The sequence below is a fragment of the Streptomyces sp. NPDC048560 genome (assembly GCF_040650955.1).
Lineage (GTDB): Bacteria > Actinomycetota > Actinomycetes > Streptomycetales > Streptomycetaceae > Streptomyces.
Map to the genome: position 1 here is coordinate 131851 of NZ_JBEZIJ010000010.1, position 22590 is coordinate 154440.

23 protein-coding genes and 2 pseudogenes are annotated in these 22590 nt (G+C 67.4%); 16 read left to right on the top strand and 9 right to left on the bottom strand.

Annotated features, from left to right (window positions below; translation table 11 throughout):
* Nucleotides 1-45: 45 nt before the first annotated feature.
* Nucleotides 46-240 (bottom strand): hypothetical protein, encoded by a 195-nt coding sequence (locus tag AB0C82_RS25885; RefSeq protein ID WP_362846204.1) that lies wholly within the window; start codon nucleotides 238-240, stop codon nucleotides 46-48.
* Between the two features lie 295 nt (nucleotides 241-535).
* On the opposite strand from AB0C82_RS25885, the gene AB0C82_RS25890 reads away from it, so the two are divergent.
* On the top strand, nucleotides 536-2050 hold the full coding sequence (locus tag AB0C82_RS25890; protein ID WP_362846206.1) for a helix-turn-helix domain-containing protein: 1515 nt from the start codon (nucleotides 536-538) through the stop codon (nucleotides 2048-2050).
* Nucleotides 2051-2052: 2 nt separating this feature from the next.
* Nucleotides 2053-2787 (top strand): haloacid dehalogenase-like hydrolase, encoded by a 735-nt coding sequence (locus tag AB0C82_RS25895; RefSeq protein WP_362846208.1) that lies wholly within the window; start codon nucleotides 2053-2055, stop codon nucleotides 2785-2787.
* Nucleotides 2788-2803: 16 nt separating this feature from the next.
* On the opposite strand, the gene AB0C82_RS25900 is transcribed toward AB0C82_RS25895, so the two are convergent.
* The gene (locus AB0C82_RS25900) at nucleotides 2804-3349 is read right to left on the bottom strand and encodes a GNAT family N-acetyltransferase (protein ID WP_362846210.1); all 546 of its coding nucleotides are present in this window, start codon (nucleotides 3347-3349) and stop codon (nucleotides 2804-2806) included.
* A gap of 159 nt (nucleotides 3350-3508) precedes the next feature.
* Here AB0C82_RS25900 and AB0C82_RS25905 point away from each other — a divergent pair.
* Nucleotides 3509-3628: pseudogene (locus tag AB0C82_RS25905) on the top strand (transposase); the annotation flags it as partial.
* Between the two features lie 158 nt (nucleotides 3629-3786).
* Here the strand turns inward: AB0C82_RS25905 and AB0C82_RS25910 are convergent.
* The 3 genes from AB0C82_RS25910 to AB0C82_RS25920 all read right to left on the bottom strand — a co-directional run bounded on the left by AB0C82_RS25910 (nucleotide 3787) and on the right by AB0C82_RS25920 (nucleotide 6965).
* Nucleotides 3787-4251 (bottom strand): NUDIX hydrolase, encoded by a 465-nt coding sequence (locus AB0C82_RS25910; RefSeq protein WP_362846212.1) that lies wholly within the window; start codon nucleotides 4249-4251, stop codon nucleotides 3787-3789.
* A 501-nt stretch (nucleotides 4252-4752) separates the two neighbouring features.
* Nucleotides 4753-5592, bottom strand: a complete 840-nt coding sequence (locus tag AB0C82_RS25915; protein ID WP_362846214.1) for a DUF1932 domain-containing protein — start codon at nucleotides 5590-5592, stop codon at nucleotides 4753-4755.
* On the bottom strand, nucleotides 5589-6965 hold the full coding sequence (locus AB0C82_RS25920) for a hypothetical protein (RefSeq protein WP_362846216.1): 1377 nt from the start codon (nucleotides 6963-6965) through the stop codon (nucleotides 5589-5591). The genes AB0C82_RS25915 and AB0C82_RS25920 overlap by 4 nt, the downstream gene beginning before the upstream one ends.
* Before the next feature lie 488 nt (nucleotides 6966-7453).
* On the opposite strand from AB0C82_RS25920, the gene AB0C82_RS25925 reads away from it, so the two are divergent.
* The 7 genes from AB0C82_RS25925 to AB0C82_RS25955 all read left to right on the top strand — a co-directional run bounded on the left by AB0C82_RS25925 (nucleotide 7454) and on the right by AB0C82_RS25955 (nucleotide 14520).
* Nucleotides 7454-7906, top strand: coding sequence for an ATP-binding protein (locus AB0C82_RS25925; protein ID WP_362846218.1), 453 nt, complete (start codon nucleotides 7454-7456; stop codon nucleotides 7904-7906).
* Between the two features lie 365 nt (nucleotides 7907-8271).
* The gene (locus AB0C82_RS25930; protein ID WP_362846220.1) at nucleotides 8272-9444 is read left to right on the top strand and encodes an arylsulfotransferase family protein; all 1173 of its coding nucleotides are present in this window, start codon (nucleotides 8272-8274) and stop codon (nucleotides 9442-9444) included.
* The gene (locus tag AB0C82_RS25935; protein WP_362846222.1) at nucleotides 9441-10340 is read left to right on the top strand and encodes a glycosyltransferase family 2 protein; all 900 of its coding nucleotides are present in this window, start codon (nucleotides 9441-9443) and stop codon (nucleotides 10338-10340) included. The genes AB0C82_RS25930 and AB0C82_RS25935 overlap by 4 nt, the downstream gene beginning before the upstream one ends.
* A complete protein-coding gene (locus AB0C82_RS25940) occupies nucleotides 10337-11530 on the top strand; it encodes a class I SAM-dependent methyltransferase (protein WP_362846224.1) in 1194 nt (397 codons plus the stop codon). Before AB0C82_RS25935 ends, AB0C82_RS25940 begins: the two co-directional genes overlap by 4 nt.
* A 16-nt stretch (nucleotides 11531-11546) precedes the next feature.
* Nucleotides 11547-12782, top strand: coding sequence for a radical SAM protein (locus AB0C82_RS25945; protein WP_362846226.1), 1236 nt, complete (start codon nucleotides 11547-11549; stop codon nucleotides 12780-12782).
* A gap of 5 nt (nucleotides 12783-12787) precedes the next feature.
* Entirely contained in the window at nucleotides 12788-13747 is a 960-nt protein-coding gene (locus tag AB0C82_RS25950; RefSeq protein WP_362846228.1) for a hypothetical protein, read from the top strand.
* Between the two features lie 29 nt (nucleotides 13748-13776).
* Complete coding sequence (locus AB0C82_RS25955; RefSeq protein ID WP_362846230.1) at nucleotides 13777-14520, top strand: creatininase family protein; 744 nt, start codon at nucleotides 13777-13779, stop codon at nucleotides 14518-14520.
* Between the two features lie 23 nt (nucleotides 14521-14543).
* Here the strand turns inward: AB0C82_RS25955 and AB0C82_RS25960 are convergent, their stop codons facing one another.
* Complete coding sequence (locus AB0C82_RS25960; protein WP_362846232.1) at nucleotides 14544-15113, bottom strand: AAA family ATPase; 570 nt, start codon at nucleotides 15111-15113, stop codon at nucleotides 14544-14546.
* 242 nt (nucleotides 15114-15355) lie between these two features.
* Here AB0C82_RS25960 and AB0C82_RS25965 point away from each other — a divergent pair, with 242 nt between their 5' ends.
* Nucleotides 15356-15820, top strand: coding sequence for an SAM-dependent methyltransferase (locus AB0C82_RS25965; RefSeq protein WP_362846234.1), 465 nt, complete (start codon nucleotides 15356-15358; stop codon nucleotides 15818-15820).
* An 85-nt stretch (nucleotides 15821-15905) separates the two neighbouring features.
* Here AB0C82_RS25965 and AB0C82_RS25970 read toward each other — a convergent pair whose 3' ends face one another.
* A complete protein-coding gene (locus AB0C82_RS25970) occupies nucleotides 15906-16373 on the bottom strand; it encodes an NUDIX domain-containing protein (RefSeq protein ID WP_362846236.1) in 468 nt (155 codons plus the stop codon).
* On the opposite strand from AB0C82_RS25970, the pseudogene AB0C82_RS25975 reads away from it, so the two are divergent.
* Nucleotides 16366-16557: pseudogene (locus tag AB0C82_RS25975) on the top strand (HAD hydrolase-like protein); the annotation flags it as partial. The gene AB0C82_RS25970 and the pseudogene AB0C82_RS25975 overlap by 8 nt on opposite strands.
* Nucleotides 16558-16635: 78 nt before the next feature.
* Here the strand turns inward: AB0C82_RS25975 and AB0C82_RS25980 are convergent.
* Both AB0C82_RS25980 and AB0C82_RS25985 read right to left on the bottom strand, forming a co-directional pair.
* Nucleotides 16636-17868 carry an XRE family transcriptional regulator gene (locus AB0C82_RS25980; protein WP_362846238.1) on the bottom strand — a complete coding sequence of 411 codons (1233 nt, stop codon included), beginning with the start codon at nucleotides 17866-17868 and terminating at the stop codon, nucleotides 16636-16638.
* A gap of 142 nt (nucleotides 17869-18010) precedes the next feature.
* Nucleotides 18011-18169 (bottom strand): hypothetical protein, encoded by a 159-nt coding sequence (locus AB0C82_RS25985; RefSeq protein ID WP_362846240.1) that lies wholly within the window; start codon nucleotides 18167-18169, stop codon nucleotides 18011-18013.
* Between the two features lie 193 nt (nucleotides 18170-18362).
* Here AB0C82_RS25985 and AB0C82_RS25990 point away from each other — a divergent pair, with 193 nt between their 5' ends.
* The 4 genes from AB0C82_RS25990 (at nucleotide 18363) to AB0C82_RS26005 (ending at nucleotide 22561) form a co-directional block, all read left to right on the top strand.
* Nucleotides 18363-18632, top strand: coding sequence for a helix-turn-helix transcriptional regulator (locus AB0C82_RS25990; protein WP_362846241.1), 270 nt, complete (start codon nucleotides 18363-18365; stop codon nucleotides 18630-18632).
* Nucleotides 18633-19212: 580 nt separating this feature from the next.
* Nucleotides 19213-20484: an ATP phosphoribosyltransferase regulatory subunit gene (locus tag AB0C82_RS25995; protein WP_362846243.1), complete on the top strand. Its 1272-nt coding sequence runs from the start codon at nucleotides 19213-19215 to the stop codon at nucleotides 20482-20484.
* Nucleotides 20481-21860: a UDP binding domain-containing protein gene (locus tag AB0C82_RS26000; RefSeq protein ID WP_362846245.1), complete on the top strand. Its 1380-nt coding sequence runs from the start codon at nucleotides 20481-20483 to the stop codon at nucleotides 21858-21860. Before AB0C82_RS25995 ends, AB0C82_RS26000 begins: the two co-directional genes overlap by 4 nt.
* Nucleotides 21857-22561: a PIG-L deacetylase family protein gene (locus AB0C82_RS26005; protein WP_362846247.1), complete on the top strand. Its 705-nt coding sequence runs from the start codon at nucleotides 21857-21859 to the stop codon at nucleotides 22559-22561. The genes AB0C82_RS26000 and AB0C82_RS26005 overlap by 4 nt, the downstream gene beginning before the upstream one ends.
* Nucleotides 22562-22590: the final 29 nt, after the last annotated feature.

The following is a 22590-nucleotide window of genomic DNA, read 5'->3' on the forward strand; positions in this document are numbered from 1 at the left end:
ATCGCTGCGCGGCCGGAGAGAGCTACCGGACTGCCGGCGCCCGGTCTAGAACTTGATCCCACTGATCAGGCGCGCGACGTTCGTCGTGACCTCGGAGATCGTGGGGGCCATGGAAGAGCTGGCCAGGTAGAACCCCAGGAGGACGCACACGACGGCGTGCCCGGCTTTCAGTTCGCCCTTCTTGACGAAGAGGATGACGAGGACTGCGAGCAGCACGACAGCGGAGATGCTGACCGCCATGGATGTGTCCCCCTTCCGAACCGTCGGTGATGTGGCTCGTTCCCGGCCCAAGTCCCCCGCAGCGGAGCCCAAGCCCATTCCCGGCGGCATTGCTGACGAACCGGTGCGAGAGGTACACAGGACCGGACGAACTCGTGCTGCGAGTGGTAATCGGCCCTGGACAGAGGCTGATTGAGGCACAAGGCTGACTGGGAAACGTCCGGTGTGCACATTCCGCTGGTGATATCACTGGGGTGATCTCGGTTCCCGGCGGACTAAGCCGGCGGCTGGCGCACTTTCGTTTGGGGAGGTACAGGTGGCCCAGCAGGCGCTGCGACAGTGCGACGACTGCGGCTGCCGACTCAGCCAGTACAACCCAGACGGCCTCTGCTCCGCTTGCGCGCGATCTCGCATCCCGTCCGCCCCCGCGTTACCAGCCGTACCGGAGCGGGTGTGGCAAGACATCGATGTCCGACAGGCCTTTGCAGCCCTTGACTTCGGCAAGGCCAGCCGTTTGATCAGGCAGCGAGGCTCGCTGCGCCAGGAGGACATGGCCCAGCTCACGGGACTGAGTCAGGCGTTCTTGTCCATGCTGGAGTCGGGCAGCCGTCGCCTCACCAACATCGACAAGATCATCGAATTTGTCGCAGGCGTCGGCGCACCCGCCGAGCTCGTCCAGCTCCCGCTCCCACGGTCAGCGGGCAGAGCGCTTCAGCGGCCTGCGGACCAGTCGGCCGGAGATCTCGACCCAACCCTGCCCTGGACCGCGGCCCGTATGGTGGCGGCACTGGACAACGCGGTTGGAGGCAACGTGATTGACCGCCGGCAGTTCCTCACGGTGAGCGGCATGGCGCTCACCGCCTTCGTCCACCATTGGGGCACCGCCGAGGCCGAGCCCCTTCAACGCGCCGTGGAGGGAAGCCAGCTCGCCCCGGAACTGCTGGACAATCTGCAGGCGACCACCGACCGCCTGCGCATCATGGACGCCAGCGCCGGCAGCGGCACCCTCACCGAGCTAGGCGACGCACACCTTGAACTCCTCAAACGCCTTCTGCAGAAGGCGTCATACACCGAAGACATCGGCCGCCGCCTGGCAGCCATCGTCGCCGACACCGCTACACAGACCGGCTGGTTCGCCTTCGACTCCGGGCGCCACGACCACGCGCAGAGCTACTTGCTCGCCGCACTACGCGCCGCCAAGGTCTCCGGCGACGACCGCCTGGGCGCCGGCGCCCTGTCCTACCTGGCCATTCACGGCTACTCCACCGGTCAGCCGCGCACCGCGGTCACCGCGGCGCGAGCCGCCCGCGAGAAGATCAGGACCCTGGGCACCCCCGCCCTGGAGGCGATGCTGCTGACCCGGCAGGCACGAGGGCACGCCAAGCTCGGCGAACGGCAGGCAGCCCTCATCGCGCTCGGCGAGGCTGCCGAACTCTGCGCCCGGGGGCGATCCGAGTTCGACCCCCACTGGCTGTACTGGATCAACGAAGGCGAGATCCACGGCCAGTCCGGCAGTGCCTATCTCGACCTGGACGATGCGCCTAGTGCCGCTGTCAGCTTCACCGAGGCACGGAAGGCCCTTAACCCGGCAGACCAGCGCACCAACGCCCTGTTCCTCTCCCGCGGGGCCTCCGCCTATCTCAGGCAGGGCGAGCTCGAAGCCGGTTGCGCCACGGCACACCAGGCGCTCGACCTTGCCGAACAGCTCCAATCGGTTCGCCTCAACGAGCACATCGACGGCATGGTCGGCGAACTCGCCCCGGTCCGGCGGAGCCCGTACGCTCGGGAGCTGATCGACCGTGCCACACTCGTGACCGGTGCAAGGAGCTGAACGTGACCCAGGCCCAGCAGGTCCTCGTGCTATGGGACATCGACCGCACGCTGCTGTACGTCGGCGACATCGACCGGCAGGTCTATCGCGAGACCTTCGCCGAGGTCGTCGGCCGTCCCGCCGAACACCTGCCAGCCCGCGGCACTGGCGTCACCATGCCACTGGCGATCCGATCGCTTCTGATCGATAACGGAGTCCAGGAAGGCGAAGTTGACGGTCTCCTGCCGCGCATGGTGGATCTCCTGCCGGTCCACCTCGCCGCACACGCTGAGGACCTGCGTGCGCAGGGCGTCCTGATGCCTGGTGCCGCCGCCGCGCTGCGCGCGGTGCACGATCATCCCGGCTTGATTGCGACTGCCGTGACCGGGAACCTCAAGCCGAACGCCGTACTCAAGCTCGCGGCCTTCGACCTCGACGGTCTCCTCGACACCGAGATCGGCGGATTCGCCTCCGACGACCACCACCGGCCGGCGCTCGTCGCCATCGCTCAGAAGCGCGCCCAGGCCAAGTACGGCACGGTCTTCACCCGCTCGAACACTGTGATCATCGGGGACTCGCTGGAGGATGTTCGAACAGGCCTTGAGGGCGGCGCCCCCGTCATCGGCATCGCATCGGGCAAGACCACGGCCGCCGAACTTACCGAGGCCGGTGCTGACCTCGCACTCGACTCCCTCGCAGACGTGGCACGGGTTCTGGAGGGCATCGCCGCGCTGACGACGACGAGCGGGCAGCCTTAAGGTTCTGTCCGGCCGTTCACGAAGAAGTTGTCGTCGGGAGGTTCTTCATGAGGACGATGCTGTCGTAATTGGTGACGTCCCACCGCCAAGTGCCGATCGGCGCGTAGCCGCGCCGGCGGTACCAGTCGACGAGGTCTGTTGCCTGTGAAGAGGTATCGATGACGACCTGTGTCGATCCGAGAGCAGCGATACGTGACTCCGCCAGGGCCAGCAGTCGCTGTCCGAGGCCAGTGCCTCTTTGTGATGGCTCGACAGCCAGTTGCCAGAACGAGCCCCCTCCTGCCGGCGCCGGGTATCCGGCCGGAGTGGTGTGAGGGGCTGACACGGTGACGGTGCCGACCAGTGCGTTCCCGTTCATCGCGACCCAGCACTCGCCTTTGCTCAGGCGGTGCTGTGTGTCCTGCGGATTTTGGTAGGAGGCGAAGAAGACCCGCCCGGCAGCGGCGTGGTCTGCGTAGGCGCGATGAAGCAGGAGGGTCAGCTGCTCTACCGAATCATCGTTGCGGAAACGCCTGACCTGCACGGTTGCAGACGGACTCACTTCCGTCGAGTTGATGTTCATTCGCGCAGTCAAGCGCACTTCTGGGATCTGTCCAGCTCAGTCATCTGACTTTCCTTTGGATCGGGGCGTGCCCTGGTTTTGGGGCGGGGTGATCTGACGGATGCCGAGCGGGATCAGCGACGTCCATTCCTCTCGGTCAGCAACGGGCGTTGAGGCAGGTTGCGGGATCACCGCCAGGTGATCGACCGTATTCTGCACCGGGTCCGGACCGGCGTGCAGTTGTGTGACCTGCTCGAACGGTTCGGTCCGTGGAAGGCCGTCTACGAACGTACCGACTTGGTCAGCAGACGGGACATGGGAGCGGCTGCTCCAGCAGGTCCAGGCAGCGGCCGACGCTGCGGTGAGATCGACTGGGACATTTCCGTGGAGTCCACCATCGTGCGGGCGCATCAGCACGCGGCCGGGGCCCGCACCGGCCCTGGTGAACATGGCGGCGGTCAGGACGCGCGGATCTGGGTGTCGAGCACGGCCTTGATGGCCTCGACGTTGGCGGCCGTGAAGTTGGCCAGCTCCGGCGGCATCAGGTTGAGCTGTCGGACCGCCTCTGCCGTGAACGGCACGCGGACGACCTCGTAGCCGCCCCGCTCGGGCTTGTCGAACTCGGTGCCCGTGCGGACCGCGAGGTCCATCTGCTCCAGGCGCGCGGCGAAGATGTGCTGGACACCCAGGCCGCCATCGAGCGAGTCGGTGATCAGGTGCACGAGCTCTGCCTTGCTCAGCTTGCCCCCGAGCTCCTCGAATACCTCGCGGTGCAGCGTGTCCTCGATGCTCGCGTCCTCGGCCTCGACACCGCCGCCCACCGTCACCCAGTACGGGTCACGGCCCGGCTTGGTCCGCTTGATCAGCACGAGGTCGTCGCCGTCCAACAGGATGGCCCTCGCATTCCGTTTGGTGATCGTCATCCCCGTGCCTCTCTGGGATTCGTTCGTGGCGTCGCTGGCATATCGGCTGATTCGCCTGTGAATTGTCGTAATCGGCGGCCCGCTACCGACTGGACTTCGGGGATCTTCCGAGTCTGAACGACGCAGGCTGTTCGCGCATATCGCGGTGGTGATATCACCTCTGCGCAGGGTGAGTTGATGACCCGGGTCTTAGCTGGGGCCCGCGAGGGACATCTCGGGCTATCTGTCTTCCGCGGGCGAACTGAGACGGCCTCACGCCAGAGCTCCGCATCCTGGCCACGCGCCTGACCGGCTGGACCTGATACCACTAACGCCTCGGTGTCACGTCGAAGTGTGTTGCTGGAGAAAGTACTTGTGCACTCTGGTTGTGTCGTGCACTGCGGGGATCGTACGTGTGCCCTGGCCGAGGCGAGAGCTGCTGACAGCTCAACGATTAGCCGCTGCGGTGGTGACGCCCACGACCTCTGGCGGCAAATCTGCGCTGGCGGGTGAAGACCACGGTCAGATGCCCAAGCTCCGCAAGTGAGCGAGGACGTCTGCGACCGGCAGGTCGTACCGGTCTTTGTCACCCTTCCAGTGCGACATCACCGCGACTGCGGCTTCGGCCATGTCCGACGGCAGATCGGCCGCACGGAGGGTGTCGGCGATGTCCTGCATCTCCGGTGCCCAGCGCCAGGCTCGTGCCGCCACGCTGGGCAGGTATCCGGGGTCGGAGAGGATGTTGGAAGCCATGACCTGGGCTTCGGCGGTGAGCTCGTCGCCTACTCCGTGGGCGTCGGCGAGGGCGTGGGCGACGCCGGCGAGGGTGCGGGCGGCCTTCTGGTAACTGGCGAACGCCATCTTCAGGGCGGAGGCCGAGCCGATGGCGCCGCTTGCTCGGCGGGGATGCAGGGCGGTGTCCTTGAACAGGGTCTCCACGAGGTCGATGGCCGAGCGGTCCCCGGCGAGGTATAGCCGGGCGGTCCGCTGGCCACCGGGCGGTGGACCGAAGATGGCGCCATCCAGCACCGCTACCCCAGGGCTCATCGCCTCGGCGATGTGCTGCATGCGCTGGGGGTTGATGGCGTTGGCGTCGACGTACACCCCGGTGAAGCTGTGGTCGGCGACCGCTGCTGCGACCTCCTCGGCTGCCTGCGGGGGACACACGGAGAGCACCACTGCGCTGCGCTCCAGGGCTTCTGCCAGGGTGTCGACCGCCACTGCTCCCGCCTTCCGGGCCCGCTCACGGGTGGCCGCGCTTCGGCCTTCCGGCACCCAGAGCACCTCATGGCCAGCGGCCGCAACCTGGGCGACGACACCGGCGCCCATGGCGCCGGGGTGCAAGACGGTCACGGTGGTCACGGGCGGCCTCCTGGCGGAAGTTCGGCGATGGTGCGTTCCTGCTGAGCAATGATCGACTCTCGAAGGCCGATCGCGATAGGGGCGCCCGCGCCGGGGTGGGCGGCGAGTTGGCGGCTGAAGTGGCCGATGCGGCGGTCCACGCTCTCCGTGGGGCGGCGGGCGTTGGTCGCGAGTACGGTGTGGATTTGGGCCGCGGCGCCGTCGAGGTCGCCCCGGCCGAGGCGGGCCATGGCCAGGTCCATGCGGGCCAGGGACATTTCGCCGAGCCGTTGCCGCTCTGGCGGCGCGGCCTGGAACATCTCCACGGCTTCCTCCGCCCGGGCCTCGGCATCGCCCAGGTGCTGGGGTCCGGCCAGCCAGAGGTGGGTGCTGCTGGCGTAGAAGAGTTGCTTCTCGACGGGGAAGGCCATCATGCCGCCGGGCAGCTCGTCGCCATCCGTGAGCCGATCGCGCAGGTGATCGGCGGCGGTCAGCGCGGCAAGGGCATCGCCGGGGCGGCCCAGCTGCCCGTACGCGCGTGCCTTGATGCTCTCCAGCCGGATGTGCGCCGTTCCGGACTCGGGCGTGAACGCCGAGCCGGACTCCGCGAGACGTACGGCATCTCCCGGACGTCCGTCCCAGTAGGAGATCAGCGCCTGGAGTCCGCGTACCCATGTCCGGAGGCCGTTGTGGCCGGCCAGCTCGCCGAAGAGGAAGGCGGTGCGGGCCTGGGTCTCGGCGGCGTCGTAGCGCCCGAGGTCGAAGCTTGCGTTCGCCAGGACTCCGCACAGGATGCCCGCGCCGAGATAGAGGTCGCGGGTGTACTGGGGTGGCTGGCGGCCCTCCAGGAGTTCGAAGGCGTGATCGCGCAGGGCGCGGACCTCGCGGAACAAGGGCCCGACCGGCCGATTGGGATACGAGTCGACTATCCGACGGATGTCGGATTCCAACTGCTCCAGCGTGTGCGGTCCCACGTTGCTGCTCTCCGCCCGGGCCGCGAACCGCGCCGACTCGTTGGCCGCCGCGGTGACCACGTCCTCCAGGCCGTACTCGAAGGATTCCCCTGGGCTGCGCCGTTCCGTCTCGGGGACAGACGGTGACGCTTCCTGCGCGGTCTGCGCGGTCTGCGCGGGTGCGAGGAGGCGGGCGGCTGGGATGCCGGGGAACATGAACTCCAGGACGCGGCGAGCAACGGTCTGCGGGGTGCGGACCTCGCCGTGGGCGTACCGGAAGAACTGTCGCTTCTCGATGGTCGCCGTCGCGATCGAGTGAGGCCCCTCCAGCTCGGCCAGCTGCTTGGCGGCCTGTTCGTAGCGCCGCTTGAAGACCTGGTAGTCCTGCCAGCCCCGCTGGTTGATCAGGGTCTGGAAGAGGGTCGGTCCTAACTGATCCACGGCCGCTCCCTTGGCGTCGGCGTATTCCTCCGCCACCACGCTAGACACGAACCGCAGCTGGCTGCAGAGGTGTTGCACAGAAATGGCGGGCGCCGGGCCAATAGACATCCGTTGGACGCGAAAAGGCCCCGTTAGACATCGTCTGGGCCCTCGTTCAGACCGGCCGCGCGGTGAACACTGCGTCTTCGCCCGGTAATCCGGCCACCGGCGAGGTTGCCTCTCGGCTCCACGCGAGCAGGCGACGGGACCGCCGGATCCCCGCAGTGAGGACCATTCCCGACCATCGACTTGCCGAGGCCGACCATGCAGACGAGCCAGAGCAGCACCCCCGGAACGCAGACCGCCCCCGCGCACACCAGATCGGACAACAGCGCACCTGCCTGCGAGTTCGTCCACGCACACGGAACCAGTGATAACTGGAGCGCCACAACCCTCGCGCTGTACGTCGAGCTGTACAGCACGCCGCCGGTGGTCACGCGGCGGCCGGTGTGACGGCCCCGGCCAGCAGCATGGTTGTCGCCGCCGGGCAGGGCCCCGAGCGCTACCACGACACCTACGCCGCAAAGGAGACAGCTCCTGCCAAGGCACGGCAGGACGTGGCGCTTTACCTCAGCACCTGGAACCTCGGTCACCTGGCGGAAGCGGCGCGCACCATCGTCTCGGAGCTGGTGACCAACGCCGTCACACACACGGACACCCGCAGGATCGGGGTCTCGGTCACCCGGACGGGAACCACCGCGGTGCACATCGTCGTCACCGACTGCTCTCGCCAGCCACCACTGCCCGACGCCGGATCCCGCTCGGACCCGGGGAACCTCACCGAGCACGGTCGCGGCCTGCTTCTGGTGGAGGCCCTCTCGACCCGGTGGGGCACCGAGCAGCTGGCCACCGGCAAGCGGATCTGGGCGGACCTCGACACCACGAAGGACACCGACCTGTGAGAACGCATGCCACGGACGGCCGCCAGGCCGTCCAGCTGGCCTTCCGCCGCGCCCGCACGGCGGCCCCCACCCTGACCTGCGGGTGCCAGCAATGCATCGGAAGCGCCACTCCCGCCTCAGGCACCACAAGGTACGGACCGGCGAGGCCCGCTCGCCGCAGTTCTGCTGACCGCGGCCAACTTCATCGGCATCGTCCTGGTCGCCTGTTCCGCCGTGTCCGCCGCGGCCCGGGCCAATCCCACGGCGCCGCCGGCGCCGCCGATCTGCCTCCCGTCGAAGTGCAGCCCTTGCCCAGGGCCAATGCCACGGCGGGCCCGCTCACCTCACCCCCGCGCGCCCAGCACTGACGATCAAGGAGGCGTCCCATGTTCCATTCCGAGGAAAGTCCCACCACGGTCGACCACTTCCTCTTCTCACCGGCCTCGTCCTACCCGAAGCCCTTCGCCAGGCTCATCGACCGGGACGGCCGCACCATCCACACGTGGAGCAACGAGGCAGCGCAGCCGCCCATGGACGCCGAACCGCCGAGCTTTCTCCGGGGGTGGAACCACGTCGAGGTCGACGCGGTCGGCAACCTCTACGCCATGGTCCCGCTGCGGGCCCTGCTGAAGATCGCCCCGGACTCGTCGCTGCTGTGGCAGGCGGACATCGCCGTCCACCACGACCTCGCCTTCGGCCCAGACGGGAAGGTCCACGTCCTGACCGAGGAGCCTCGGCAGGTCCGGCTGGGCAGCCAGTTCCTGGTGATCCTGGACAACGCCGTCACCACCCTCGCCACCGACGGCACGCTGCGCGGGTCCGTATCGCTCTTCGACGTCCTGTGCACGGATCCGGTGATCGCGGCCGACCTCCGCGACCGGATCGTCGACAAGCACACCGCGTTCACGCTCGGGGGGCATCGGATCAACGCCGAGGCCCGCGGTCTGCTGGCCTCGGTCACGTACGGCGGCTCGCCAACCGAGGCCCTGCGGATCCTGCGGGGACTGCCGGGCTCACCGTGCGACGCCCTGCACACCAACACCATCGAGATCCTTCCCGCCCACCCGAAGGGCCTGTGGGAGGCCGGGCACGTTCTGCTGTCGTTCCGGAACCTAGACTTGGTGGCCGTCGTGGACCTCGACACCCCGCAGGTGCTGTGGTCGTGGGGGCCCGGCGAGCTCTCGGGACAGCACCAGCCCTCGGCTCTACCGAACGGGAACCTGCTGATCTTCGACAACGGCAGAGCCTCGGGGCGCTCCCGTGTGGTGGAAGTCGACCCTGCCACCCGGCGGATCATCTGGGAGTACGCGGGCAAGCCTGCGGAGCCGTTCTTCACCGAGCTGGCCGGCGGCTGCGAGCGCCTACCGAACGACAACGTGCTGGTCACCGAGGCCGAGAAGGGCCGGGCCTTCGAGGTGACCCGCGACGAACAGGTCGTGTGGGAGTGGTCCACCGCCAAAGAGCACACCGGGCAGCCGACCAGCCGCGTGACCCTCTACCGCCTCGCCGGTGTCCCCGCGTCCACGGCCGCCCTGCTCAGCAGAGCGGAGGCGTCGTGATCAGCGTCATCATCCCGACCCACAAACGCTCTGACCTTCTCGACCTGGCCCTGGAGAGCCTGCGGCAGCAGACGTTCACCGACTTTGAGGCCGTCGTCATCAACGATGGCGGCCGCACCCTCGCCACGAGTGTCAGCCCGTGGCGGCGGCACTTCGACGTGACCTTGGTGGAGCTGCCCGCGCACAGTGGGGTCTCCAAGGCCAGGAACGCCGGCATCGCCTGCGCCGAGGGCGACCTGCTGGCCTTCCTCGACGATGACGACGTCTTCCTTCCCTGGCACCTGGAAACAGCCCACAAGGCGGTGACCTCAAAGGCCGCGGACTTCGTCTACCTGGGCGCCCTGGTCGCCGACCAACGCCTCACCGCCCTCCCAGCCGACACCACGGGCATGCACACCAAGGCGTACGCCTTCGACCCGCGCTTCTTACTCGTGGCCAACTACATCCACACCGGCTCCGTCGTCACCCGCAATTTCTACAAGGACGGCGCACGGTTCAACGAGGCGCTGACCCACTGCGAGGACTGGGACGCCTGGCTCGCCCTGACCCACGGACTGGGCTACCGCGCCGCGTTCGTGGACGAGCTGACGGCCATCTACCACCAGGTGCCCCGCTCCGGTGGCCTGGTGGCCTCCGCCCAGCTGACCGTACCGAGCCCGTTCACCCTCGCCCGGGAACGGATCCAGGCCCGGTGGCCCTCGGCCGACGAACAGGTGGTCGCCTTCCGGGGCTGGATGACCGCCTTCGAGGACCACCGTAACCAGCGCATCCGTGGCCGGCTCCCGATCCCACACCAGATGTTCGACGCCGTCCTACGCGACCTGCACCAGTGGTTCACCACCGGACGCGAGCCCGACCACCGGCTGATCCCCGGCTACTTCGAGGCGCCACTGTGACCGCCGCCTGCTTCTACTGCCGCCACATCGCCGCAGCGTCTCCCGGATACACCGTTCGCCCCGCGCTGCGGGACCTCGGCTCGCCGGCCCCGCGGTGCGGCCTCCACTGGCGCTACACCTGCCAGGTCTGCCAACAGACCCGCCACTTCATGGCCATCGCGTACTGCCCGAAGGCCGACGCCTACTTCTGCGACAGCTGCGCCACGGGCATCGAGACCGTCCCGGCATCGTTCCACGGCTGGGGCTATTACTTCCGCTACCGCTCGCCGTGGTCCGGTGAGCCGGAGCCGTCGCTGGACTGGCTGGAGTACGAACGCCGCCACCCGGCGCTGCTTCGTGGGCCCAGCCCGGCCGCAGTCTCGGCCGAACGCTGGCTGCCGCGTCCCACCGGCGCGGAGGCCCAGCAGCCAGCCGACCTCGCCGACGTCGATGTCCACGCGCTGTGGGACAAGAACGCCCGGCCGTGGGACGCCGCCTTCGACGACGACGGCGACAAGCACCGCAAGTACGTCACCGATGAGCCCATGCTCGCCCTGCTCGGACCTGCCCACGGCCGCCGGATCCTGGACCTCGGGTGCGGCAACGGCTACCTGTGCCGGAGCCTGGCCCGAGCCGGCGCTCACGTCACCGGTGTCGACGTGAGCGAGGAGATGATCCGTACGGCAGCCGCGTACGAAGTGGCCGCCCCGCTCGGTATCCGCTACCTCGTCGCGTCGGCCACCGCCCTACAAGGCCTCACCGATGCTTCCTTCGACGCGATCGTCTGCAACCACGTCCTGACCAGCGTCGACGACTACGAGACCGCTCTGGCCGAGGCCCACCGCGTCCTACACCCCGGCGGTCGGATGACCGCGGTGATCAGCCATCCGTGCTTCTCCTGCGGCCCGCGCCGCTGGCAGCCACCGGTCGTCGACTCCCCCAGACCGGAGGAGGCCACCGGCTACCTCGTCGACCACTACCTCGATCCGGGTGCCCACCTGCTGGACGACTGGCCCGGCTTTTCGCCTGTGCCGTACTTCCACCGGCCGCTCACTGCGTATTGGCAGGCCTTCCGCGCTGCCGGCTTCGATATCGAGGACTTCACCGAACCCGGCCCCACCAGCGAAGCCCGCGCCCAGCTCGCGCCCTGGGAGTACAACCAGGCAGAGCGCATCCCGCTGTCCTGCATCTTCCAACTCGCCCCGACCTGACCCATCGGAGGACACAGTGCTACCCGACAGGCTCCAGACCGACCCGTACCTGACCTGCGTCCGCCCCGGCGACCCGCCGCCGGTTATCTACATGACCGACACCAAGGGCCCCACCTGGCCCGCGATCACCAACCCTGGCACCGCCGCCTTCGGCGTGATCGGCCTCGACCGCCGCGTCGAGTGGCACCACGACCGCGCGGCCCTCGCAGCCCTGGAGAAGGCCGCCACGGCGCCCATCGACACCAGCGTCCTCGTCGCCGAGTTCGGGCAGGCGACGGTGGGGCAACTGGCGGCCAAGGGCTGGCTCCAGGCCCCCGACGACCTGTGCCGCGAGTACCGGCTGCTGACCGGACAGGTCGAGATCAGCGCCCACTGCAACTGGGGCTGCCGCTCCTGCCCGGTCTCCACCGACCCCAAGCCCCGCGCCACCATGCCGATGGACCTGTTCACCGAGATCATCGGCAAGCTCGCCCCGTACGAGACCGTCAAGTTCGTCACGTTCCACTTCTTCAACGAGCCCACCCTCGACCGGCACTTCACCGACCGGGTCGAGGTCCTGCGCGAGAACGGCATGAAGCTGTCCCTGTTCAGCAACGTCAGTGCCCTGACCCCCGCCAAGATCAAGGCCATCGGGGACGCCAGCGTCCTATACGACCTGATCGTCAACCTGCCCAGTCTCGACCCGGCAGAGTTCCGCACCCTGACCGGAGCCCGCACCTTCCACACCAGCCTCGCCAACCTCGACGCGGCCATCGATGCCGGCTGGCCGGTCAAGATCGCAGTGAACGGCGTCGGTGCCGACGTGCACCGAAACGTCGAGGCGATCAAGAAGCGCTACGAGCACCGCGGCGTGATCGTGTACGCCACTCAGGCCAGCGACCGCGCCGGTGAACTCGCCAACGAGTTCGCCCAGAACCTCAATATCACCGGGCCCCTGACCGGCTGCAGCTGGCCGCTCAATCACGCCTACTTCTCCGTGACCGGCGATCTGTTCATCTGCTGCAACGACTACCACCAGCGGGAAGTCTTCGGAAACATCCGCGACGGCTCCCTTCACGACATCATGACCAGCCCCGCCGCCGTCCAGCTCCGGCGCCGGGTCTTCGGCGTCCAGGAGGCCCCCGACGACTACATCTGCCGTGGCTGTCACGACCAGAAGCCAGACTTCCCGCACCGGCAGTTCCGGCCCCTGCACACCTTCCCGGTCCTCAACACCGCCACGGCCGACCGGGCCTGCCCGAAGGCCGGGTGACCGTGATGACCGAGCCCCTGGTGAAGATCTGGTACGTCAGCCCCCAGCGCCTGTGCAACCTGGCCTGCGACTACTGCGTCTCGACCGGCGACTACGCCAAGAGCAACCTCGGCCACTGGAAGAACCACAACGACCGCGAGAACTTCGCCACCACCGTCCGGTGGATCGCCGCCCAGCCGTTCCCCGTTGGGGTCCGCCTGGCCACCCTCGGGGAGCCGTTCGCCTCCCCCGACTTCCTCGAGCAGGCGGCCTGGCTCACCCGTCAACCCAACGTCCGCTTCGTCGAGCTGCTCACCAACGGCACCCTGCTCAAGAGCCGCCTGCCCCGCATCGCCGCCGACACCGACTTCACCAAGCTGTCGCTGTGGGCCACCCACCACCACACCCAAGTCCCCGTCGCCCGGTTCATCGACAACCTCGCCTTCGCCCAGAACGAGTGCGGCCTGTTCGTCGTCGTCAATGGCCTGCTGTTCCCGGACAACGCCGACAGCATCCGCGAACTGCGCACCGCCGCGGAGAACGCCGGCCTGCGCTTCAACCTCGACCCCGGCTACGACCCCGGCACCGCCCGCGGCCAGCACGACGACCTCCCCGACATGGCGCCCATCCTCGCCACGCCTGCCGGGATCGCCCGAGCCGTCGAGCTCGGCGCCGACCAGGACCTCCTGAACATCAACCTGCTTGCCCTCGCCGACCCTGGCGGACGCCCCTGCGCGGCCGGCCACGACTACCTGTTCATCGGCATCGACGGCGAGGTCTACCCCTGCTCGCGCTACTACCTCCAGCGCCACGGCCGCCTGGGTAACACCCTCGACCCCGGCTTCCGGCTGACTCTCCGCCCCGAGTCCTACCAGCCGTGCGCGGCCCGTACCGGCTGCTGCAACAAGGAGGACTTCCTCAACCTCCAGCCCGCCCGTGACCAGGCACGCCCCTACGCCCCCAGCCTCGGCTGGACCGGCCCCTGACCCGCTCGCCACGACGGAAGGCACCCCGCATGCGCGTTCACAGCCTCACCTGGCCCGAATACGCCGAACGTATCCACGACCACCTCGTGGTCCTGCCGATCGGCGCCATCGAAGCCCACGGCCCGCACCTGCCGCTCGGCACCGACAGCATCCTGGCCGGGCACCTTGCCGATCAGCTGGCCACACGCGTCCCCGCGCTCGTGTTGCCCCCGCTCGCCTACGGCTTCAAGACCGACCCTCTCCGGGCCGGCGGCGAGTTCCCCGGCATGACCAACCTCCGCGCCACCACCATGACCGGCGTCGTCCAGGACATCCTCACGGCCTCATACCGCCATGGTGCCCGCCGCTTCGTCATCCTGCACGGCCACATCGCGAACACCGCCGCCGTCTTCGACGCCGCCGACATCTTCCTCACCCAGGCCCCCGACGCCAGAATCATGGCCGCGGCCTGGTGGGACTTCGCCCCGGAGGACACTCGCAACGAGATCGCCGCAGAGACCGGAGTCCCGCGCACCGAAGACCACCACGCGGCCCTCGTCGAAACCAGCCTCACCATGCACGTCGCACCCGAGGACGTTCGTGCCCACCTGCTGGCCGACGACGACGTCCCCCGCCGCCCGAGCTACCTGATCCTCCCCGCCCCCGAAGACACGAAGACCAAGACCGGCGTCATCTACCGCGCCAGCAAGGCCACATCCGAAATCGGCGCACGCCTCATGCCGGCCATCATCGACAACCTCACCGAGGCCGTGAAGACCGAACTGGCGTCGTAGCACCCCGCTGAGGCGGCTGGAGCTCAGCCCTTGCAGTTGGCCGCCGGCCGCCCAGCGAACGCCACAATCTCCCCGAGTCCCGGCCCGTAGCCGTCACTCGTGTCCACTAGCAGCGTCGGCACGTCCATCGCGATCGGGACCCACGACTCCAGAGGCCGCTCGCCGTTGCGGATCGCCTTCAACAGCTCCTGGTCGGCGTGGGCTGCCCGCTGGGCGCTCTCCTCGGCTCGCCGCACGATACGCTCGTGCGCCACCGCACTGTCCACGGTGCACCGAACCACCCGGATATCCGCGATCTCCGCCAATGGCTCCAGGTTCGGCCGCCACAACTTGTCTTGGAACGCCGCCTCTGCCACCACGGTGACGCCTGCCTCCAGCATGGTCCGTAGCACGTCGAAGAACACGGTCAGCGTCCGCTTGGTCAGCGGATCGCCCGTACTCGCCTCGAAGCCCGGCGTGGAGTGGACCATCCCCTCCTTGATCTCATCCCGGCACACCGCCGGACAGCCCAGCGACCGGGCGATCTCATGTGCCAGCGTGGTCTTGCCGGTACCTGCAGGACCACTTACCACAACCAGGGTCGGAGACGTCATGGGCGCATTGTTCCACCATGAGTCGCCCAACGGCCTTGGAATCCGTGTGACGGTCTCTGCCAACCGACGCCATGGGGTCGGACGCCTGGGACGCGCCCGCCAGGCCGTGGTCGACATGCGGCGCCTGCTCTCCCCGTACCTACGCCGAGGCAATCCGGCCGTTGCCAGCCTGGACGCCCAGGTAGCCGCATACCCCGTCCAGGTACTTTGACCAGGTCACGACGAGGTACGAGGGGAAGCGCATGGCACAGTCGCTGGAAATCGAACCGATCGGCATTGTCGTCGGAGGCCGGACGGAGCCCACGGACGATCACTGGGGTGGTCCCGCGATCATCCGGCTGAACCCCGACTTCCCGGCGGAAGTCGTCAAGGGCCTGGAGGAATTCTCGCATATCGTGGTGGTGTGGCACTTCCACAAGGCATCCCCGACCGATGTCACCCTCCACGCGCGAAGCCCCCGTAACAACCTGGACTGGCCGCCCACCGGGACCTTCGTCCACCGCAACCACCGTCGACCGAACCAGCTCGCGCAGTCCTTCCCGCGGCTCGTGAAGGTCGAGGGCCTGGACCTGCACGTCGTAGATCTCGACGCGATCGACGGCACACCCATCTACGATGTCGCGCCCTACTTCCAAGAGATGGGACCACGCGGGGAGGTACGGGAGCCGAACTGGCCGGCCGAGATGCTGGCTGACTACTGGGAATGAGAGCAGCTGGCGTCGCCTAATCGACAGGTCGGGCGTCGCCGCAGATTCTGGCGGCTGTGGTGCGGGTGGAGGCGGTGTTGGTGGCTCAGCCGATGTAGGGGTAGGTGCCGGCGAGGTAGTCGCCGATCTGCTGGCGCATGCTGGCGTGGATGTTGTAGCGGTCGAGGTCGGCGGGCTGGATGAAGCGGACGCCGTCGGCCTCGTCGTTGATGGTGGGCTCGCCGCCGACCGGACGGCCGATGTAGGTGTTCTCGTACTGCTGGCGGATCTCGCCGTCGGTGTAGGCGACGATGTGGCGGGGGTTGGTGTAGACCCCGAGGAAGCCGGTGATCTCGGCTTCGATACCGGTCTCCTCCAGGCATTCACGCACGGCGCACTGGGCTGCGGTCTCGCCGATGTCCTGGGCTCCGCCGGGCAAGGCCCACTGGCCGGTGTCGCGGCGACGCTGGAGCAGGATGGCGCCGTTGCCGTCGACGACGAGCAGGTTGCTGGCGGGGATGAGTGTGTTTGCTTTGGGCGCGGCGGGGTCGTTGTAGTACTCGGTCCTGCCCATATGCGCGGTCCCCTCTTGGTTGGGAGTCCAGGGCCCCAACACAGTGATCATCGGAGATTCCCTCGAGGGCGTCCGCACAGGCATCGAAGGTGGAGCCTTCATCATCGGTGTGGCATCCGGCAAGATCACTGTCGACGAACTGACCCAAGCGGGCACAGATGTTGTACTCGGAACCCTTGAGGACACAGCCCAGGGGTTGTGCGAGCGAAGTCCCTCACGACTGAGCGTAGTTGAATCGACGTGGTGTCAGGGCCAAGTGGTGTCAGCGAGAGCCCAGAGCACGCATGTACTGAACGAATTCGCGCGCTTGGGGATCACTGTCGTACCGCTGGGTGAGTACAGCAGCCAGGTCGCCAGCGACCATGCTCAGCGAAGGCAGCGACTGTCGACCACTACGCAATGCCTGTTCGCCGTACGTGAGGGCAGCTCCTAGATCACCTTCCCGCGCCGCAACGACTCCCAGGGTGATGCGGGCCTCGGCATTGCGCATGGGGGAACGCTCCGTCCCGTCAAAATCCACCCCGGCTCGGAGGACTTCGCGCGCCAGAGTCTCGGCGATCTGGTTGTCGCCGACCTTGCGATAGCAGTCCATGGAGTAGAAGTCCCACTTGTTCGGGTCTACCACGAAGTGGTTCTGCACATTCTCCGGATAAGGCATGGACTCAAGGAGACTCCGGCCGGCATCGAGTGCGACTTCCGTCTGACGCCGATCTCCGATCCTTGCCCATGCCTTGGCCTTCTGTGCCAGTAGCTGGACAGCCACGGATTCGCTGCGTGCGGCGGCAAGACCGGCGTCGGCGGCGGCGATTACACCGCGCATGTCTCCGTTCGTGAGGGCGAACCATGCGCGCATTTCGTGAGCCCACCCCTGAATACCTGTGTGTCCGACCTCGTGGCCAATGGACAGGGCTGCTTGCCGGGTGGCCTCCGCGTGGCTGCGGGTCACACCCCCGCCGTCGTACTCCACGCATCCCACGAGCAAGGTGAGCATCCCTGCGAGGAAGAGCACGTCACGATGCTGTGCGAGCGTGAGTCGCTGGTGCTGCATGCTGACGACTCGGTTGAGCCACGCCCGGCCCTCGACGAGCAACTGATCGCCAGGCATGTAGGCGTACTCCGTACAGAGCCTGTCGACTGTGATGCGGAGGGCGTCCAAGGTGGCTTCGTCGATGTCTGAAGCCCGCAGCCGGGCGACGATCTCGACTGTGTCCATCCCTGAGACGTCCCTCACCTCGGTGTTTCCATCCCGACGGTGGTCCACTGGGAAGAACGCGTGGGTGGTTGTGCCGAAGACGGCTGCGATCAGAGCCTTGTGGTCTCGTGGCGCGACTGCGCCGGACTCCCAGCGGCGCCATGATCGCGCGAGGGCCCGTTCGTCGGACAGCTCATGGGTTGAGTGAGCGCGCATGGCGCGGGCAGCGTCGAGGGGGCTCCAGCCGCGAGCCGCACGCTCGGACTCCATGCGTCGCGCCCAGCTGGGGCGGTCGTCGATCATGTCATGCCTTCCACCTAGCCGGCGGGCGTCTCTTCTTAGCGAGTCTTGCACGCGGGGTCGTTACCCGCGCACGGACTGCGGGGACATGGCGGGGGCATTTGAGGTGCCCCCCGTGTCCACCCTTTCGACGGTAACCGTCCGCCTACAGAGTGTCGATCGTGTCGTGGCGTTCGACTGTCGGCTTGGACCCGAGGCTGCCCGGGGAGGCGAACGTCGCGCGGCTCACGAGGAGCTGGCCGGGTGACAGTAGCGAGGGGATGACCGTGCTGAGAGAGAGCAGTGCCAGGACGAGAGCGATCACTGAACGTAACCGTCGATGTTCCCGGTGCGGCTGTCGCCTCAGCCGCTATAACCGTGAGGTCCGCTGTAGTGGGTGCCTTCGCACTCTCGCGGGTTCACCTCCAGCATCTCCTCATGTCCTGCCGGAGGTATGGACCGATGCGAGTGTTCGGGAGGCACTCGTCGCCAGGGACTTCGGGAGGCTGTGCACGCTCGTGCGGGAGATCAGCAACCTCAGGCAGGAAGACATGGTCACGCTAACCGGGCTGAGTCAGCCGTTCTTGTCGATGCTGGAATCAGGTGCGCGCCGCCTGACCAACATCGACAAGATCGTCTGCCTGCTCGATGGCCTGCAGGCCCCACTCGAACTCACTGGCTTGATCCTGCGGTCGCGGGCCGACTCGACTCTCGCCGGCACAGCCACCGCCGGCGTCGACCTGCCGATCAGGTCTGTGCCCTCACGGAGTGCTGCACTACCTGCGTGACATTACAGGCGTGATGTGCCAACTCCCGCTAGATGAAGCAGAGTTGCAGCGGTGCGCTGAATCGACAGCACCGCGGGAGGCGGGATCGCTGGTGGGGCAAACGGTTGGACACGGAACAGCATCGGACCGATGCCTGCCCCAGGCAGTGGTCCAAGCGGCACGCGATCAACGGTCGATGCTCAGCCAAGGTCCATCGATTTGATCAGATCGTCTGCGAGTTCGATCGCGCCGAACGTAGGCTCCGCGTGATCGTTTCACCGCCCTTGTGCTGCGGGGCGCGATTGACCTGCTACTCACCACTTCGAGATGGGAGCACCGTTGCCGCAGATCAACCTCATTGCTCATCCGGAGCGGGTGGGAGGGGTCAGCCAGGAAGCAGCTAGTGGTGTCGTGGGCGCTAGTGGGCAGGCTTGGGCGGCACGTTGGGCTGGGTCAAGCAGAGGGCCGGATCGAAGCCCACCACTGCTCGGCCGAGACTCCGCTCCGTCGCGCAGCAGGACAGTTCCCGACATTCCATCTCATCGTTTACAGCGCCGCACGGACCAGGAGACGACAAAACGCCCTAGGAGGTGCCAGGAACGTGGACGCATGGGCAACCCCAAGGGGATTCGCCGACGACGTGGGGCCGGTGGCAGCCGGGATCTTCCGCGCGGAGGCGGAGTTTCGTTCGGTGGTCAGTAGCTTCGGCTTCCTTCCGGTTCAGGTCTCGCCGGTCGGCTATGCGGCGACCTTCGAGCAGTTTGGTACGGCGGCGGCAGGGCGGATCTTCAGTTTCGCGGACCTCGGTGGACGCGAACTCGCGCTGACGGCGGATTCCCTGGTCGGCGTACTGCGGGCGCTGGCAGGCACCGGGGCGTTACGGCACGGTCGGCCCGTTCGGGCCGCCGCGTGCGTGCCCGTGGCGCGGTATCGACACAAACGCCGTCGAGGCTGGACACAGGCTGTCGCCGCCTTGTGCAACGAGCAGGACGAACTTGGCGCAGATCTGACCCTCCTCCGCCTCTGGACCACGCTCTTGGACGGCCGAGCCCCGGGATCAGGCTTCCGTTATTGCGACTTCTCCATGATCGACAAGCTGGCGGAGGACGAAGGGCTCTCGCTGTTGCAGGCGCGGAATGCCATGCACCAAGCCCGTAAGCAGCAACCAGTAGGTGACCAGAGCGCGTCCAGCTTTCTGAGGCGGTATCAGAAGCTTGTCGGGTTATGCGGGGACGCTGACGCGAAGCAGGCGTTAGCGGCGATCGACTGTGCCGAACCACTGCTGCGATCCCGGACGAGCCATGTGCGCCAAGTGCTCGGCACGGCGGGAGGGCTGGGCGCCGCCACCGCCTTCTCCGTGGACTGGCCGCGTGCAACCGAGTACTGCGCCGGGCTGAGCTTCACCGTGCACGACGCCGACGGTCGAATGCTCGGCGACGGTGGCGGCTACCACCACGTTGTCCGTGCCCTGCGGGAAGACGTACAGACATGTTGGAGCACAGCCGTCTCGATCGAGCTTCTCGCTGAGCTGCTGCCCGCGGATTCGACGGAGCAGGTGCACCTCCTCAAAGTCCACGGTTCCGCTGACCTCAGTTTCTTCCTCTCGGCAGCACGGGAGCTCCGAGCCTGCGGTACGCAGGTGATCGAACACTGGCGTCCTGGACGGATCGGCCGCGAGCTCAAGCGCATGCCCAGTGACGAAATGGTCTGGTTCGCCTTCGTCGGCGAGCGGGAGCAGGCCAGTGGAGTACTGACCCTCCAGAACACGGCCGTGCTCGGCCGCACCCGACAGGTCCAGGTCCGGACTTCCCCTAGTGATCAGCCAGCAAGCCGCGTGGTGGCTCCCCGACGTCCTGAAAGGAACGAGGTATGACGCTCAGCAACACCTCTCCCCTCCATCAAAGCGTCTGTGACCGGTCGGCTCGGATCACTATCTGGGGAGCCGGATTCATCGGACTTTCTGCCGCGACCGCTTTCGCCCAGCAGGGCTTCCGCTGCGCGATCGTGGACGTGGACTCCTCCCGGGTGCGTTGCATCAACGCTGGCATCGTGCCGCTCCCTGGCTTCGAGGACAGGGTCCAGTTGGACCCGCAAACATTGCGTGACGGCCGGCTCCGCGCGGTTCCGCCGGACGACAAGGATGCCCTCGACGCCCAGATCCACCTCATCTGCGTCAACACCGATCGAGGCGGCAAGGCATTCCAGGATCCCCTCCAAGCCGTGATCAAGACCATCGGCTCCGCACATCGGGCCGACAGGGAGCTGCTCGTCAGCATCGAGAGCACGGTGAGCGTGCGCTGGCTAGACCAGGTGCTCCCGCTGCTCACCGGTGCGACCGGGGTGGTGGAGACCGGGATCCATCTCGCAACGGCACCGCGCAGAGACTGGCTGCTTGACCCGGAGATGAACCTGCGCAGCTTGCCCAGGGTAGTCGGCACGCTCAGTCCCGCGTCCCAGCCGTTGGTGACTGAGCTGTATGGGACCGTCAGCGACGTGGTGCATGTGGCCAGTGACTGGACCCGCGCGGCCTTGTCCAAGTCGGTCGAAAACCTCTATCGCTACGTCGACTTGGTGTTGACCAACCAGCTCGCGGCGGCTTACCCGGACCTGGATATGGCGGAGGTCTTCCGGCTTGCCGGCACCAAGTGGAACGTCCCTACCCTCCATCCATCGATCGGCATAGGCGGTTACTGCATACCGCTCAGCCCGCACTACGCCGGGGACGGACTCCTCGGTGAGGGACAGCTCCCCCTCGTGGACAGCGCGCTCGACTGGGACGCTGCCCACCCCAGCCGAGTCGCTGAGTGGCTGACCAACAAGTTCGATGGCCCAATTGGCATTCTCGGCATCAGCTACGCGCCGGACGTCCACGTTCCCCAAGGCTCACCGACTCTTGCCCTGGCGGCAGCACTATCTGCCCACGGGGCGGACGTCCGGCTTCATGACCCCTTCCTTTCAACAGAGGAGGTCATCGCCCGAGGGGAAGGCGCGAGAGCTCTCAGCTGGCCGGAAGACCTGGCAGCCGTACGGACACTGGTCATCGCCACCCCGCACACGGTGTACGCGGACCTGCCCGACCATCTGTCGGCCCTTGCCGATCCGCCCACGGTCATCGACAGCCTCGGCAAGCTGCGCGAAGCTTTCGCCGGCACCAAAGTCCGCTACGTCGAAATAGGCACACCGGCCCTGTGGGCGGAGCACAACCCGGTTCTCGGCAACGGATCGTCGGTTTCGGATGCAACCCGATGAGCGAGGACGAGAGCTGGCCCGCTGGCACGCGGGCCGAGATGGATACACCGTCCCGTACCGTGCTCGTCGTCGTCGCTCATGCGGACGATGCCGAGATCGCTGCCGGCGGAACGATCGCCCGCCTCAGTGACGCGGGCGTGCGGGTCGTCACTGCGGTGCTCTCCCTCGCGGAGACCGGCGTCGGCGCGGAACGCCGGATTGGTGACACCACACGAGCCGCGGACCTCCTCGGCTACGAGCTGTGCTGGCCCCGCAAGGATCTCCCGCTCCAGGTCGCCGACTACGGAGAAGTCGCCCTCGTCGCCACCATCGACCGTCTCATGGCGGACATCGCCCCGCATACGGTGCTCACCCACTGGCGCGGCGACGGGCATGTCGACCATGCCCTAACTGGACGAGCCGTCGCAGCAGCTCTGCGCAACCACCGGGCGGACCTCTTCTCCATCCGTCCTGCCGAACCGCGCACGATTGCCACCTCACAATTCACCCCCACCGTCTTCGTCGACATCAGCGACTACGTCAAGCGCAAGGCCGAGGCCCTCGAACCATTCACCCGCCGGCGCCCGGGCTTCCGGCCCGTGGACGGTATCGCCGTCCAAATCACCGATCGCTTTCACGGCCAACTCAGTGGCACCGAGCACGCCGAAGCCTTCCTCCTGGAACGCCAGCACGGATTGGGAGCAGCCCTGCCCGACGGCTGAGCAGACAGTGGACCAACTCGACCGCCCGC